Source organism: Pseudomonas sp. SWRI68, from assembly GCF_014269165.1.
GTDB lineage: Bacteria > Pseudomonadota > Gammaproteobacteria > Pseudomonadales > Pseudomonadaceae > Aquipseudomonas > Aquipseudomonas capeferrum.
This window is the reverse complement of sequence record NZ_JABWRU010000039.1, coordinates 1-14,785: the sequence shown is the minus strand read 5'-3', so window position 1 is coordinate 14,785 and position 14,785 is coordinate 1. Positions and strand designations below refer to the sequence as shown.

Below are 14,785 nucleotides of genomic sequence, written 5' to 3'. Positions count from 1 at the left end.
AACGATGCATCGCCGATGGTAGTGTGGGGTCTCCCCATGTGAGAGTAGGTCATCGTCAAGATTCATTTCGCAAAACCCCTATCTGCGCAAGCAGGTAGGGGTTTTGTCTTTAAGTAGAAGCCATAGAAATTCGCGGGCACGTCTTCAGGACGGGCCGGCACACAGAATTTCTTGACGACCATAGAGCATTGGAACCACCTGATCCCATCCCGAACTCAGCAGTGAAACGATGCATCGCCGATGGTAGTGTGGGGTCTCCCCATGTGAGAGTAGGTCATCGTCAAGATTCAAACCCAAAGCCCCTGTCTGCATCGCAGACAGGGGCTTTGTCTTTTCGGGTCAGAATTGATAGCTGACCGTTGCGCTGACGTTGCGCTCTTCACCCATGTAGCAATAGTTCAGGCTGGCACATGAGGTGACGTAGCTCTCATTGGTGAGGTTGTTGGCGTTCAGGCGCACATCCACCCCCGTCAGGCCAACCTTGCCCAGGTCGTATCCGATCGAGGCATCAAACAGCGTGTAGGAGGGCACCTTCATGCTGTTTTCCGCATCCACCCAGCTGTACCCTACATAACGCACCCCACCGCCCAGTCGCAGGCCGTCCAGCGGCCCCTGGCGGAAGTTGTAGTCGGCCCACAGCGAAAACATCTGCTTGGGTGCCTGGGTGGGCGAATTACCCTTGTTGTCCAGGTTTGCTGCCACCAAGCTCGGCATCGTCTTGGCATACTCGATGTCGGTAAAGGTGTAGCCGCCCAACAGCTTGAGGTTGTCGGTCAGCTGAACATGCGCCTCCAGCTCCAGGCCTTGTGAGCGTACTTCACCCACCGGGCGGTAGAAGTCTTCGTTCGGCTGCTTGGAGGCCAGGTTCTCCTGCTCGATACGGAACACCGACGCGGTAAACAGGTTGTCACTGCCGGGCGGCTGGTACTTGATACCCGCTTCCCACTGAGTGCCCTCGGTCGGTGCCAACGGCCGGCCTTCCTGGTCGGACACGGTATTGGGGTTGAACGACTCCGAGTAGCTGACATAGGGTGCCAAGCCGTTCTCGAACAAGTACAGCACGCCCGCTCGGGTGGTGAACTTGGAGCGCTGATCGTTGACCTTGGTGTTGCTGTCGCGATTCTCCTCGGAGACCTTCACCCAGTCCTGGCGCAAGCCCAGCGAGAAGCGCCATTGGTCCAGCTCAACCAGGTCCTGCAGGTACACACCCGTTTGCTGCAGGCGGCGCTGATAGCGGTTTTCACCAAGTACCTGGAGGTTGCCATTGCCATATTGAGGGTTGCCGGCATCCAGCGGGTCGACCGTGCCGTAACGCCATTCCACGTCGGCCTTGCGGCGCTGGTAGTCGGTGCCAAGCAGCAAGGTGTGCTTGGCCGCGCCGGTGAAGAACTCCGCCTGCAGCATGTTATCGATGATGTACGAATGCAGGCGCTCGTCGCCCCCGGTGTAGGCGCGGTTGAGGATGTTGCTGTCGGCGTCGGCCCAACCGGCCGAATACACCTGGTCCATCGTTACGTCAGAATCCTGGTAGCGGAAGTTCTGCCGGGCGGTGAAGACGTCGTTGAAACGGTGCTCGAACTGGTAGCTGAACGACTGCTGGGTACGCTCGTAGTTGTCGACCCCAGGCTCACCTTCAAAGAAGTGGTCTGACAGGCGCAGCCCGTTGCGCTTGTGCAGCATGCCGTCAGCCGGGTTACCCCCGTGGTAGCCACCATTGGGGTCGTGCTGCAGGTATGCCTGCAGCGTCAGCGAGGTGTCTTCGGTGAAGTCGATGCTGATAGCCGGTGCGATGGCGTAGCGTTCTTCCTTGTTATGGTCGAACTGAGTATCAGAGCTGTCCGCCAAGCCTGTCAGGCGATAGGCAATACGCTTGTCGTCATCGACCGGGCCGCTGAAGTCGAAGCCCATGCCACGCTGGCCTTGGGTACCGACGGTGGCCTGCACCTGATGGAAGGGCGTGAACAGGGGCTTCTTGGTGGTCAGTGCCACCAGGCCCCCTGGCGAGCTGCGGCCATAGAGTACCGAAGAGGGCCCTTTGAGGATGTCGATGCGCTCCAGAAAGTAAGGGTCCACTTGCATGGTGCTGTAGGTGCCGTTGTCACCCATGGACTTCAGGCCGTCAACGTAGATGTTGTCGACCGAACCGTCGTTGAAACCGCGCATGGCCACATAGTCGTAGCGGTGGGTGGCGCCATAGGGGTTGGTCAGCACCCCAGGCGTATAGCGCATGGCCTGGGCGACGGTCTGCGAGCCCTGGTCATCTATCTGCTGGCGAGTCACCACCGAGACCGACTGTGAGGTTTCCACCAGGGGCATGCTGGTCTTGGTCGCCACCTGGCTGTGGGTGGCGTTGTAGCCATCCATGCTGCCCAAGGCATTGCCCAGGGAGAAGCTGCGGATATCGGTGTCTGGCAGCGACAGTGCGGCGTTGTCTGGCTGGGCCCGCAGCACATAGCTGTGCCCACCCTGGCTTACGGCCTCCAGGCCGCTGCCATTGAGCAATTGGCGCAGCGCCTGATCGGCCGAGTACTGCCCTTGCAAGCCACGGGATTGCAGCCCAATGGTCAATTGCGGTGTGCTGGAGAGGGTGATCCCCGCCTGACGGGCAAACTGGTTGAGCACATCGTTCAGTTCGCCGGGCGCAATCGCATACTGCTGGCTGACCTGCGCGGCTTCAGCGGCCAGGGCTTGAAGGGGCAGGGCGCTGATGCCCAGTGCGGTACCGAGCAGGGCTGCCCGGACGGCCTTGCGCAGGCTGGCTGAATTCAAGACAGGTCGAAAATCATTCTCGTTAGTACGGTGTGTAGAGGTAGAGACAATGGGCATGAAAGCGTCCGTTGAAAGGTTGAGGGCAGAAGGCGTTGCTTACTGTCCTAGCCGGATCGATGCCCAAAACCCGCCAAAAATATCCCCGCAGGGGTGAAGTCAGGCCATGTGCTCGACGCGGATCCACCAACGTGTGCGTTGGCGAAGGCTGACCGGGAGCGTTTTCGGCAGCAGTTGCAGCAGTTGCTCCGGGTCGTCCAGGCGGAACACACCGGACAGGCGCAGATCGGCAATGTCATCGCTGCAAGCCAGGTAGCCATGGCGATAGCGGCTCACTTGCGCGAGAAAATCGTGCAAGCGCATGTCGCGGGTCACGATCAGCCCTTCGCTCCAGGCCGTGGGGTCCATATCCACGCGATCGAGGCGTTGTGCACCGCTGGCATCCAGGCGCCAGTGCTGGCCGCTGTCGATCCATTGCACCTGGCCATTCCCCGGCCGGTGTATCGCCACCTTTCCCTGGCTGACGCTGACGCGGGTGCAGGCGATATCCTGGCGTACCACAAAGCGAGCATTGAAACCTTCGAGCAAGGCCTCTTGCGTCTGTACCAACAGGGGGCGCGTCTGATCCTGCGCTTCGCTGCAGGTGAGCATCAGCTCCCCTTGCTTGAGGTGAACCAAACGCTGCTGCTGGTCGAAGGCCAGGTCCACCGCACTGCGCGTGTTCAGTTGCATCAATGAGCCATCGGGCAGGTGCAATCGCCGCCGTTCGCCAGTAGCAGTGGCGTAGTCCGAAGCCCAGGCGCTGACGCTATCGAGGTCTCTGGCCAGCCAGGTGGCGGAGCCCACCAGGGCGACGCCGCCAAGCAACTTGAGCGCCTGGCGCCGGTGCAGGCGCCGCTGGCTGGTTTCCAGGGTGTGCAAGGCAACCCCAGCGCCGGGGATGGTGCGCAGGTCAAGGTCCTGGTGCAGGTGTATCACCCGTTGCCAGGCCAGTTCGTGCTCATGCCGCGCGCTACGCCACTGCTCGCATTGCTGCAGCAGGGCAGGGCTGCTACCGCTCTCTCGCAGCCTGAGCAGCCACTGAATGGCTTGCTTGACCGCTTTGGCCGACGGCGCGACTACTGTCATCGCTCGTCTTCAAAGCGCAGCAGGTAGCAATGGTAAAGCGCATCGGCGATATAGCGCTCGACGGTGCGTACGGATATGCCCATCTGCTCGGCGATGGCCTGGTGTTTCAGCCCATCGCACTGGGCCAGCAGAAAGGCGCGGCGCACCTTTGGCTTGAGCCCTTCGAGCATGCGCGCGATACGCTCCAGCAGCTCCAGTAGCACTTCGCGGGTCTCGGCCGAGGGGGCCTGTGTTTCCGGCAAGTGAGCCAGGGCTTCGAGGTAGGCCCGGTGCAGTTCTTCACGGCGCCAGTGATCGATCACCAGCCCACGTGCCACGGTCCGCAGAAACGCCCTTGGCGTGTTCAGCTGTACTTGCTCGCGACGCTGCAACAGCCGCACGAAGGTGTCCTGGGCCAGGTCCGCGGCATCGGCGGCATTGCCCAGCTTGCTGCGCAGCCAGGCATGCAACCAACCGTGGTGGTCACTGTAGAGCGTTTGCACGGAGTCATTGGAAGGCATGGAGGAGGGCGCTGGCTTCAATGGACATGAATGATAATTAGTCTCATTGTTTGCGGTGCCGGGCTAATTTGCAACCGTCTCATGCCGGCCTGTTATCGTGCCAACTGCGAATCCAGGTAAGCCCTGATCACGTGCGCGCCGGAGTTCAAGTGCTTCTCCAGCACGGCGATGGCTTCATCCACCAGTTTGTCGCTGGCCGCATCCACCAGCGCGTTGTGATCGTCCTGGGTGAGTTTCCCCAACCCCATGGAGGAAAGATGAAAGCGCAGAAAACGCTCTTCTTCGTTCAGTTCGTTCTCGATCAGGCGCAACAGCTTCTTGTTTGACGCCTTGCTGTACAGCGTCATGTGGAACAGGCGGTTGAGGCGGCCGAGTTCGGCGTGGCGGGTCTCATGCTCCAGTTGCAGGATGTAGCCGCGGGCACGGGCGATGTCGTCGGCATCAAGCAGCGGAATGGATTGGCGCAGCGCCTCGCTTTCGAGCAGAACACGCAGGGCATAGGTGTCTACCGCGTCCTCGCCGATCAACGGCGCAACCACAGCGCCCTTGTGCATCTCCACGTTCAGCAGCGATTGTGCTTCAAGTTGGCGCAAGGCCTCGCGCACAGGCATGCGGCTGACCCCGAACAAGGTCGCCAGCTCTTGCTGACGCACAGCGGTGCCTGGCGGTAGTCGCCCATCAAGAATGGCGCTGCGCAGGCGCTCTTCGATAACAGCACGTGCCAGGTGTGGGGGTAGCTGTTCGCTAGCCAGCACGTTGCTCAGTTTAATTTTCTCGGCCACGCGGAGTCTGCCTCGACCATAACGAAAGTTGGATCCAATGACACTAGTAACAGGCAAGGGGGCTTGTCAAACCGTCAGCCGCATTGGAGCGGGTGACCCAAGGCCGCGGCTATGGTGTATGAAGTCGCTTGGCAAAGGAAGCGGCACATACAACGAGATAGCCATAAAGTTAGTATGGCCCATCCCCAGGTTGCGTGATTGCAGGATGCCATTGTCTTTTGCACAGCGAGGCCGCACCATCGCTGCTTTCGACTGGTCTGAACAGGTCTTCGCAGTGGCGATATCCTGGATGTTCAAAACCGCTGTGCGACGTGTCGGCCTTGCCGCGCTGCTGGGTAGCTTGCTACTGGGCGGTTTGCACGCGGATTGGGATTTTTCCCAGATCAGTCGCAAGTCGCAGGCCCTGTATGGCCCGCTTGGCGCAGGCCAGGGGCGTATCGACGCCTGGCAGAACCTGATGGCCACGCAGAAGCAGGCCACCGAGCTGGAGCGGCTGCTGGTGGTCAACCGCTTCTTCAACCAGCAACTGCGCTACGTCGAAGATATCGATCTGTGGCATGAGGTCGATTATTGGGCCACGCCGGTCCAGGCACTGATCAAGGGGGCAGGTGATTGCGAGGACTACGCTATTGCCAAGTATTTCAGCCTACGGCGCATGGGCATCCCCAGCGAAAAGCTGCGTATCACCTACGTCAAGGCGTTGCGGCAAAACCGAGCGCACATGGTGCTGACCTACTATTCAAACCCACAGGCTCAACCGTTGGTGCTCGACAGCCTGATGGATGCCATCAAGCCGGCGAGCCAGCGTCCCGACCTGCTGCCGGTGTATGCCTTCAATGGTGAGGGGCTGTGGCTGACAGGCGCCGCCGGCAACAAGAAGGTAGGCGATACCAAGCGGCTGTCACGCTGGCAGGATTTGCTGAAGAAAATGCAGGCCGAAGGGTTCCCGGCCGAGCCGGTTTACTGAAGGAGCACAGATGTCACTGTTCAAACAATTGCTGTTGGCCATTTGCCTGTTCCTGGTGGTCGCCTTCAGCGGCAGCTTCATGGTCAGCCTGGAGAGCTCGCGCAGCCAGTACGTCAACCAGCTGCGTTCGCACGCCCAGGACGCAGCCACTGCCCTGGCGCTGTCGCTGACACCCAACATCGACGACCCGGCGATGGTCGAACTGATGGTCAGCTCGATCTTCGACAGTGGCTACTATGCGAGCATCAAGGTCGTCGACCTGGGTTCCAATGCCGTGTTGGTGGAGCGCCATGCCGAGCCTGACCGAGGGGGTGTGCCGGCCTGGTTCGTCCACCTCATTGGCCTTGAAGCGGCCGGTGGTGATGCCATTGTCAGCCGCGGATGGCAGCAGGCCGCCCGGGTGGAGGTGATCAGCCACCCGATGTTCGCCATCGCCAAGCTCTGGCAGAGCGCCTTGGGCAGCCTGGGCTGGTTGCTGCTGTGTGGTGCAGCCAGTGCGGTGCTCGGCGCGTTGTTGCTGCGCCGCCAGTTGCGGCCACTGGACTACATGGTCGAGCAATCCCATGCCATCGCCCGGCGCGAATTCCTCAGCCTGCCAGACCTGCCGCGCACACCCGAGCTGCGCCGTGTGGTGCAGGCGATGAACCAGATGGTCGAGAAGCTCAAGGCGCTGTTCACCGAGCAGGCCGAGCGCAGTGAGCGGTTGCGCGCCGAGTCCTACCAGGACAGCCTCACCGGGCTGTCCAACCGCCGCTATTTCGAGATGCAGCTCAACACCCGCGTCAGCAACATGGAGGAAGCCCGGGCTGGTTACTTGCTGTTGCTGCGGGTGCAGGGGCTGGCAGGCCTCAACGCGCGCCTGGGCGGGCAGCGTACCGACCAGCTGTTGCAGGCGGTGGGCGAGCAACTGCGCCGTACCTGTGCCAGCTACCCAGAAACCAAAGACCTGATTTCGCGCAGCCGTGGGGGCGAGTTCGCCGTGCTGGCGCCGGGTATGGTGCACGAGGAGGCCGTACAGCTTGCCCAGGCGCTGGAGGCCACCCTGCAGAGCCTGCACGAGACTGGCGCCAGTGATGTCAGCCCGGTCGCGTGCATCGGCCTTGCGCCCTTCAGCCCCGGCGATGCGCCACAGGCATTGCTGAAACTTGCCGACGAAGCCCTGGCCCTTGCCGAAAACCAGCCGGCACCCGGCTGGGTCTGTCTCGAACAGGGTGCAGCTGCGGTAGCGGGCGATAGCCATCATGCCTGGCATGAGCGGCTCGACCAGGCATTTGCCAATGGGCATTTCGAGCTGTTTTTCCAGCCGGTGGTGGACTGCGAAACAGCGCAACGGGTATTGCACCACAAAGTCATCTCGCGCTTGCACGATGAGCAAGGCGAGGCACTGCCCGCCGGGCGCTTCCTGCCCTGGCTGGAGCGCTTCGGCTGGATGCCGCGCCTGGATGTGCTGGTGCTGGAAAAGGTGCTCGCCCACCTGCGCAGCCATGATCAGATGCTGGCGCTGAACCTGTCCGCAGCAACCTTGGCCGACCCCAAGGCGCTGCAACGCGTCTACGAGCTGCTAAGCCAGCATGCGGCGCTGGGCCCGCGGTTGACGTTCGAGATCGGCGAAGAGCAACTGCCCGACCAGTCTGCCCTCGAGCAACTGACCCGACGCCTGCACGCGCTTGGCTTCGGGCTGGCGCTGCAGCGCTTCGGCGGCCGTTTCAGCATGATCGGCAACTTGGCACACCTGGGCCTGGCATACCTGAAAATTGATGGCAGCTATATCCGCAACATTGACCATGAGCAGCACAAGCGCCTGTTCATCGAAGCGATCCAACGCGCCGCACACAGTATCGACCTGCCGTTGATTGCCGAGCGGGTCGAGACGGAAGGCGAGCGGTTGGTGCTGCGGGAGATGGGCGTGGGTGGTATTCAGGGGCAGCTGGTGGGTGAACCTGCACCCTGGCGCTGATACTTCCCCGTGAAGGAGCGGCCCCGGCGATTTTTGCTGCGCCACAGAACCTGGGGCCGCTCCGCGACCCTTTCCGACCGGTCCGGCGCCTCGGCAAGGCCGCTCCTACACACACAGCCGGGCGTGGTGTTAACGCTCGCGCAGGGCTTCCGAGCGGGCCTTCATGATCGGCTTGAGCAGGTAGCTCATGATGGTCTTCTTGCCGGTCATGATATCCACCGTCGCCACCATCCCGGGAATGATCAGTAATGGCTTCTCGTCAGTGCCCAGGTGGCTGCGATCGGTGCGCAGCTTGATCAGGTAGTACGTGGTCTTTTTGTCTTCATCGGTGATGGTGTCGGCACCGATCTGCTCCAGCTTGGCCTTCAGGCCACCGTAAATGGTGTAGTCATAGGCGGTGAACTTGACCGTCGCTTCCTGCCCTGGATGCAGGAAGGCGATGTCCTTGGGCAGGATCTTCGCTTCGATGACCAGGGTGTCGTCCAGCGGCACGACCTCGACGATGTCGCTACCCGGCTGGATCACTCCACCGATGGTGTTGACCAGCAGCTGTTTGACGATACCGCGCACAGGTGAGGTGACCATGGTGCGGTGAACCCGGTCGTCCAGCGCCTTGCTGGTGGCCGTGGCCTTGCTGAGCTCGGTGCGTGCCTCATTGAGCTGGGTCAGCGCTTCGCTGCGGAATTTGCCACGGGTTTCTTCGATCTTGCTCTGTACTTCCCGAATGGCCGCCTCGGCACGCGGGATGGCCAGCGCGGTGGAATCCATCTGGCCACGGTTTTCCACTTCGGCACGGCGCAGGCGCAGCACTTCGACCTGGGAGATTGCGCCCTGGGCTACCAAGGGCTCGGACATCGCAATCTCCTGGCGCAGCAGTTGCAGGCTGTTGGCGTACTGCGCGCGCTTGGAGGTGTATTCGCGCAGCTCCTGCTGGCGCTGTACCAGCTGCTGCTGCAGGCCACCGATCTCGTCCTGCAGTTGCTGGCGCCGGCTCTGGTAAAGCGATTGCTCGTTGGCTGCCTGGTTGGGCGCGGCCTTGCTCAGGGCCTCATCGATTTGCAGCGGACGGTCTTCGACCTCGGCACTCAGGCGTTCGACGCGCAGCGCCATGGCCAAGCGGTCGGCCTCGGTTTCGCCGACGTTGGAGGCGAAGCGGGTTTCGTCCAGGCGCAGCAGGGGCTGGCCGATTTCGACGATCTGCCCTTCCTTGGCGTAGATTTCGGCGACGATGCCGCCCTCGAGGTTCTGGATCTTCTGCACCTTGGAGGACGGAATGGCCTTGCCTTCGCCGCGCGTGACTTCATCGATCGGCGCCACACTGGCCCAGACGATCAGGAATACGAAAAACGCGATCACACCCCAGATGGTCAGGCGCACCACCCGCGGTGCATCCTCGATCAGCGCCTTGTTGACCTCGGGCAGCGGCTGCCCGCCGAGCGAATCGGAGCCCTTGAAGTAGCGCCGCAGGCCATCCTTGAACTGCCCCATATCGAGCTTATGCAACACTGATCTGCCCCTTCTTCAGCGCATCCATGACCGCGGCTTTCGGGCCGTCGGCGACAATCTGCCCGCGATCGATGACGATCAGCCGGTCCACCAGCGACAGCAACGAGGCGCGGTGGGTCACCAGCAGCACCGTCTTGTTCTCGATCACCGCCTGCAGGCGTTGCTTGAGGCGCTCTTCACCGGTGTTGTCCATGGCGCTGGTCGGCTCGTCGAGCAGCAGGATCTGCGGGTTGAGCAGCAATGCACGGCCCAGGGCAACGTTCTGCCGCTGGCCGCCGGAGAGGTTCTGGCCACGCTCGCCCACTTGCAGCTCATAACCGTCGGGGTGCAGCCGGGCAAACTCATGAACACCTGCAAGTTCTGCGGCCTGCAGGATCATTTCGTCTTCGATGTAACGTGCGCCGCTGACCAGGTTGTCGCGCAGGGTGCCGGCCATCAGCTGGATGTCCTGCGGCACATAGCCGATGTTGTGGCGCAGTTCGCTGACGTCGATCTGGCGGATATCCACGCCATCGACCAGCAGTGACCCGCCGTCGGCTTCATAGAGGCCCACGACCAGCTTGGCCAGGGAGCTCTTGCCCGAGCCGCTGCGGCCAATGATGCCGACCTTTTCGCCGGGGCGGATGGTCAGGTTGATGTTCTTCAGGGCCAGGTTCTGCTGGTTCGGGTAGGTGAACTCGACCCCGCGGAACTCAATGCTGCCCTGCAGTACCCGGCGGCTCAGCGGCCGCTCCTCGAAGTTGCGCTCCTGCGGCAAGTCCATCATGTGGTCGGTGGCGACCATGGTTACCTTGGCCTGCTGGTAGCGGGCCAGCAAGCCGTTGAGCTGGCCCAGCGGGCCGAGGGCGCGGCCGCTGAGCATGTAACAGGCGACCAGGCCGCCCATGCTCAGGTTGCCGTCGATGATCAGGTAGACACCCACGCAGATCATCGCCACGCCTGCCAACTGCTGGATCAGCATGGTGATGTTCATCGCCAGGCTCGACAGCACCTTCACGCGCAGCTCCAACCGGCTGAGGGTGCCGAGGGTCTGCTCCCACATGTACTGGCGCTCGCTTTCGGCGTTGTTGACCTTGACGGCGTCCAGGCCAGCCAGGGTCTCGATCAGGCTGGACTGGCGCTCCGAGGCCAGGGCCATGGTCCGCTCCATGGTCGCCATCAGCGGCCGCTGCAAGGCATAACCGATGCCCAGGGCCAGCGGGAAGGCGATGATCGGGATCCACACCAGGTGCCCGCCAATGATGGCGATGACGATCAGGATCAGGAGGGTGAACGGCAGGTCGATCAGGCTGGTCAGGGTCAAGGAGGCGAGGAAGTCGCGCAAGCCCTGGAACTCATGGATGTTCTGGGCAAAGCTGCCGACCCGCGCCGGGCGGTACTTCATCGACATGCCGACGATACGCTCGAACAAGGTCGCCGAAATGATCAAGTCGGTCTTTTTGCCGGCAAGGTCCAGGCAGAGGCCGCGCAAGCCCTTGAGGATAAGGTCGAAGACGTAGGCGCCGGCGATGCCGACGGCCAGCACCCAGAGGGTCGAGGTTGCCTGGTTGGGCACCACCCGGTCATACACGTTCATGACGAAAAGCGGCGCGGCCAGGGCGATCAGGTTGATTACCAGGCTGGCGGCGATGGCATCGATGTACAGCCATTTGCTGCGCAGCAGGGTGTCGCGGAACCAGGATTTCGCGCGCGGGATGAGGTTGCCGTGGTTGACGTCGAACTTGTGCTGCGGCTGGGCAAAGAACACGCGCCCGCTGTAGTCACTGAGCAGCGCTTCGCGGCTGACATGCACCTCGCCACCATCGCTCTCGCTAAGCAGCAGGCGCGCGGTGTCTTCGTTTTCCCAGCCCAGCAGCACGGCGCTGCGGCCTTCCTTGAGCAACAGCATGGCCGGCATGGCGATACTGGGGATCTGCTCCAGCTTGCGCTGAAGCAGCCGCCCCTGCAGCCCTGCCCGGGCCGCGGCACGGGGCAGCAGCTCGGGGCTCAGGCGCTGGGCAGGCAGCGGCAGGCCGGTGGTCAGCATGACCCGGCTGGCGGGTTTCTGATGCAGGACACACAGGCTCAGCAGGCTATCCAGCAAGGGATCGTCATGCTGACTGCGTGGATCGTGGCTGAGTTGGACTCGACTGACTTCGGATTCCACGCGGCGCTCTCTTCATCCTTGCGGTGGGTGGGGCAGGGTGTGCCTCAGTTCAGGCCTGACAGGCTCACCCTCGGTTTCAGATCGTTCTGCACAACAGTGGCCATCGGGGCTACGACACCCTGATTCTTGAGCAGTGGCCAATGGTCGCCTTGATTCGATACTGAGTAAACAATTGTATGTTCTTCACCGCTACCAGACGACGCTGGCTTAGTGAAGGTTACAGCTTGGACTCCAGGTCAGCCTTGTCGCTGACGCCAGTGTAAAGGTTGAAGTTCATTCGCAGCATAGCCTGCCATTCGTTGTTATGGCCTGCGGGCTATCAAGGGTGGTCTGCATGGCTTCGGGCAAGGATTGTGCTTGTGAATAGGTGGCGGCTAGGGTGATGGGAAGAACGGTAAACAGTGAAGCACGCATTTTTGGCGAGTTCTCGAAAGCGCTGTTGTCCTGAATCACGGTTCAAGCTTTTCAGGGCCAGGAAAATGGCGCCAGAACTGACCGATGGGCGGGCTTCCAACCGGCCCTGGATTAGTACTAAAGGAAGGGGTGGCAAAGGTGCAAATATCAATGTGACATTACATTGCCGATTGTTTAGGATGGCGAGTATAAGGTCAATAGTTTGGCAGATAGTTAATTCCAAACAGTTATAGACGTAATTTTGACGTCAAATCCTCATCATATTAATCGACACAGATCCGCCTGAAGTGGCTTACAACAGCGCCGCTCTGGCAGGGAAGTACCCTAACCGGGTCACACGGAGAGTCCAATGAGCAGCGTTGTAGCCATCGTCAAAAGCATTGTCGGCCAGGTTATTGCGGTATCCCCAGAGGGCATCCGGCGTGTACTCATCGAAGGTGATCGCCTGTTGGCGGGTGAGGAAGTACTCACCGGCCCGGGCGGCGCGGTAACGCTCGAGCTGGCCGATGGTCGCCTGCTCGACCTGGGCCGTGACAGCCAGTGGAGCGCGGATGCGCCCTACAGCAGCACCGACCTGGGCCAGGCCACTGCGCAGGCTGCACCGTCGGTCGAAGAGCTGCAGCAGGCAATCGCTGCGGGTGTCGACCCGACTACCGAGCTTGAAGCCACGGCAGCAGGCCCGGCAGCGGCGGGCGGTGGTGGCGCGCTGGGGGGTGGCCACAGCTTTGTCATGCTTGAGGAGACAGCGGGCAGGGTCGACACGAGCATCGGTTTCCCTACCGGCCCATTAGGCTTTGCCGCGGCGCTGGAGTCTGAAGACGTTGGCGCGCTGGACACCAACAACAGCAATCAGCAGGTCATACCGCCCACCACGCCGACCGATGTCTCCACCGCGCTTGTCCTCAACGCCACCCCTTCCATCTCCGAAGCGGGTGGCGTAATCGTTTATACCGCGACAGTTGGCCAGGCGCCGACGTCCAACCTGGTCGTGACCCTGTCCAACGGAGCGGTGATCGTCATTCCGGCAGGGCAGACCAGCGGTAGCGTCAATGTCACCATCCCGGCGAATGACACGCCGTATATCGACGGCGGGCAGATCTCGACGACCGTGACGGGTGCCACCGGGGGGAACGGTCTGATAGTGACCCTGCCGCAAACGCCGGCGGTTACGCAGATTACCGATACTATCGACACCACCACTGCGACCCTGACCGCCAACCCTTCGGTGACCGAAGGTGGCGTGATCACTTACACCGTGACCCTGAGCAACCCTGCCCAGACTCCGGTTACCGTGACCCTGTCGAACGGCCAGACCATCACCGTCGAAGCCGGCAAGACCCAGGGCAGCGTTGACTTCCAGACCCCGGACAACGACGTCTACAGCAACGGCTCGACTGTCACTACCACTATCACCGGCGCTACCGGCGGTAACTTCGAGCAACTGACGCCGAACCCGACGCCAGCGCAGACCACGATCAACGACTCGGTCGACAACACCACTGCGACCCTGACCGCGAATCCTTCGGTAACCGAAGGCGGCGTGATCACCTACACCGTGACCTTGAGCAATCCTGCCCAGACTCCGGTTACCGTGACCCTGTCGAACGGCCAGACCATCACCGTCGAAGCCGGCAAGACCCAAGGCAGCGTTGATTTCCAGACCCCGGAGAACGATGTCTACAACAATGGCTCGACTGTCAGCACCACCATCACCGACGCTACCGGCGGTAACTTCGAGCAGCTGACGCCGAACCCGACCCCGGCGCAGACCACGATCAATGACTCGGTCGATGTGACCACTGCGACCCTGACCGCGAATCCTTCGGTCACCGAAGGTGGCGTGATCACCTACACCGTAACTCTGAGCAACCCTGCCCAGACTCCGGTTACCGTGACCTTGTCGAACGGCCAAACCATCACTGTTGAAGCCGGCAAGACCCAGGGCAGTGTCGACTTCCAGACCCCGGACAACGACGTCTACAACAACGGCTCGACTGTCAGCACCACCATCACTGGTGCCACTGGCGGCAACTTCGAGCAGCTGACGCCGAACCCGACCCCAGCGCAGACCACGATCAACGACTCGGTCGACAACACCACTGCGACCCTGACCGCGAATCCTTCGGTCACCGAAGGTGGCGTGATCACCTACACCGTGACCCTGAGCAACCCTGCCCAGACTCCGGTCACCGTGACCTTGTCGAACGGCCAAACCATCACTGTTGAAGCCGGCAAGACCCAGGGCAGTGTCGACTTCCAGACCCCGGACAACGACGTCTACAACAACGGCTCGACTGTCAGCACCACCATCACTGGTGCCACTGGCGGCAACTTCGAGCAGCTGACGCCGAACCCGACCCCAGCGCAGACCACGATCAACGACTCGGTCGACAACACCACTGCGACCCTGACCGCGAATCCTTCGGTCACCGAAGGTGGCGTGATCACCTACACCGTGACCCTGAGCAACCCTGCCCAGACTCCGGTCACCGTGACCTTGTCGAACGGCCAAACCATCACTGTTGAAGCCGGCAAGACCCAGGGCAGTGTCGACTTCCAGACCCCGGACAACGACGTCTACAACAACGGCTCGACTGTCAGCACCACCATCACTGGTGC

At 61.7% G+C, this 14,785-nt stretch carries 9 protein-coding genes, 1 rRNA gene and 1 pseudogene; 4 read left to right on the top strand and 7 right to left on the bottom strand.

Annotation, left to right across the window (positions count from 1 at the left end):
* Window positions 1-170 precede the first annotated feature (170 nt).
* Window positions 171-286 (top strand): 5S ribosomal RNA (rrf, locus tag HU770_RS26545).
* A 53-nt stretch (window positions 287-339) separates the two neighbouring features.
* Here rrf and HU770_RS26540 read toward each other — a convergent pair.
* The 4 genes from HU770_RS26540 to HU770_RS26525 all read right to left on the bottom strand — a co-directional run bounded on the left by HU770_RS26540 (window position 340) and on the right by HU770_RS26525 (window position 5,176).
* Complete coding sequence (locus HU770_RS26540) at window positions 340-2,754, bottom strand: TonB-dependent siderophore receptor (protein WP_186666531.1); 2,415 nt, start codon at window positions 2,752-2,754, stop codon at window positions 340-342.
* Window positions 2,755-2,925: 171 nt separating this feature from the next.
* Window positions 2,926-3,894, bottom strand: coding sequence for a FecR family protein (locus HU770_RS26535; RefSeq protein ID WP_186666527.1), 969 nt, complete (start codon window positions 3,892-3,894; stop codon window positions 2,926-2,928).
* A complete protein-coding gene (locus HU770_RS26530; RefSeq protein WP_033703538.1) occupies window positions 3,891-4,394 on the bottom strand; it encodes a sigma-70 family RNA polymerase sigma factor in 504 nt (167 codons plus the stop codon). The genes HU770_RS26535 and HU770_RS26530 overlap by 4 nt, the downstream gene beginning before the upstream one ends.
* A gap of 92 nt (window positions 4,395-4,486) precedes the next feature.
* On the bottom strand, window positions 4,487-5,176 hold the full coding sequence (locus HU770_RS26525; protein WP_033703537.1) for a GntR family transcriptional regulator: 690 nt from the start codon (window positions 5,174-5,176) through the stop codon (window positions 4,487-4,489).
* A 205-nt stretch (window positions 5,177-5,381) separates the two neighbouring features.
* On the opposite strand from HU770_RS26525, the gene lapG reads away from it, so the two are divergent.
* Both lapG and lapD read left to right on the top strand, forming a co-directional pair.
* Window positions 5,382-6,143: a cysteine protease LapG gene (gene lapG / locus HU770_RS26520; RefSeq protein WP_186666529.1), complete on the top strand. Its 762-nt coding sequence runs from the start codon at window positions 5,382-5,384 to the stop codon at window positions 6,141-6,143.
* A 10-nt stretch (window positions 6,144-6,153) separates the two neighbouring features.
* The gene (lapD, locus tag HU770_RS26515) at window positions 6,154-8,100 is read left to right on the top strand and encodes a cyclic di-GMP receptor LapD (RefSeq protein ID WP_186661680.1); all 1,947 of its coding nucleotides are present in this window, start codon (window positions 6,154-6,156) and stop codon (window positions 8,098-8,100) included.
* Between the two features lie 129 nt (window positions 8,101-8,229).
* On the opposite strand, the gene HU770_RS26510 is transcribed toward lapD, so the two are convergent.
* The 3 genes and pseudogenes from HU770_RS26510 to HU770_RS26500 all read right to left on the bottom strand — a co-directional run.
* Complete coding sequence (locus HU770_RS26510; protein WP_156311540.1) at window positions 8,230-9,588, bottom strand: HlyD family type I secretion periplasmic adaptor subunit; 1,359 nt, start codon at window positions 9,586-9,588, stop codon at window positions 8,230-8,232.
* A gap of 7 nt (window positions 9,589-9,595) precedes the next feature.
* On the bottom strand, window positions 9,596-11,752 hold the full coding sequence (locus tag HU770_RS26505; RefSeq protein WP_033703532.1) for a type I secretion system permease/ATPase: 2,157 nt from the start codon (window positions 11,750-11,752) through the stop codon (window positions 9,596-9,598).
* A gap of 44 nt (window positions 11,753-11,796) precedes the next feature.
* A pseudogene (locus HU770_RS26500) lies at window positions 11,797-12,062 on the bottom strand (channel protein TolC); the annotation flags it as partial.
* 453 nt (window positions 12,063-12,515) lie between these two features.
* Between HU770_RS26500 and HU770_RS26495 the strand changes: the two are divergent.
* The coding region (locus HU770_RS26495; RefSeq protein ID WP_186666525.1) for a retention module-containing protein at window positions 12,516-14,785 on the top strand (2,270 nt) is incomplete at its 3' end.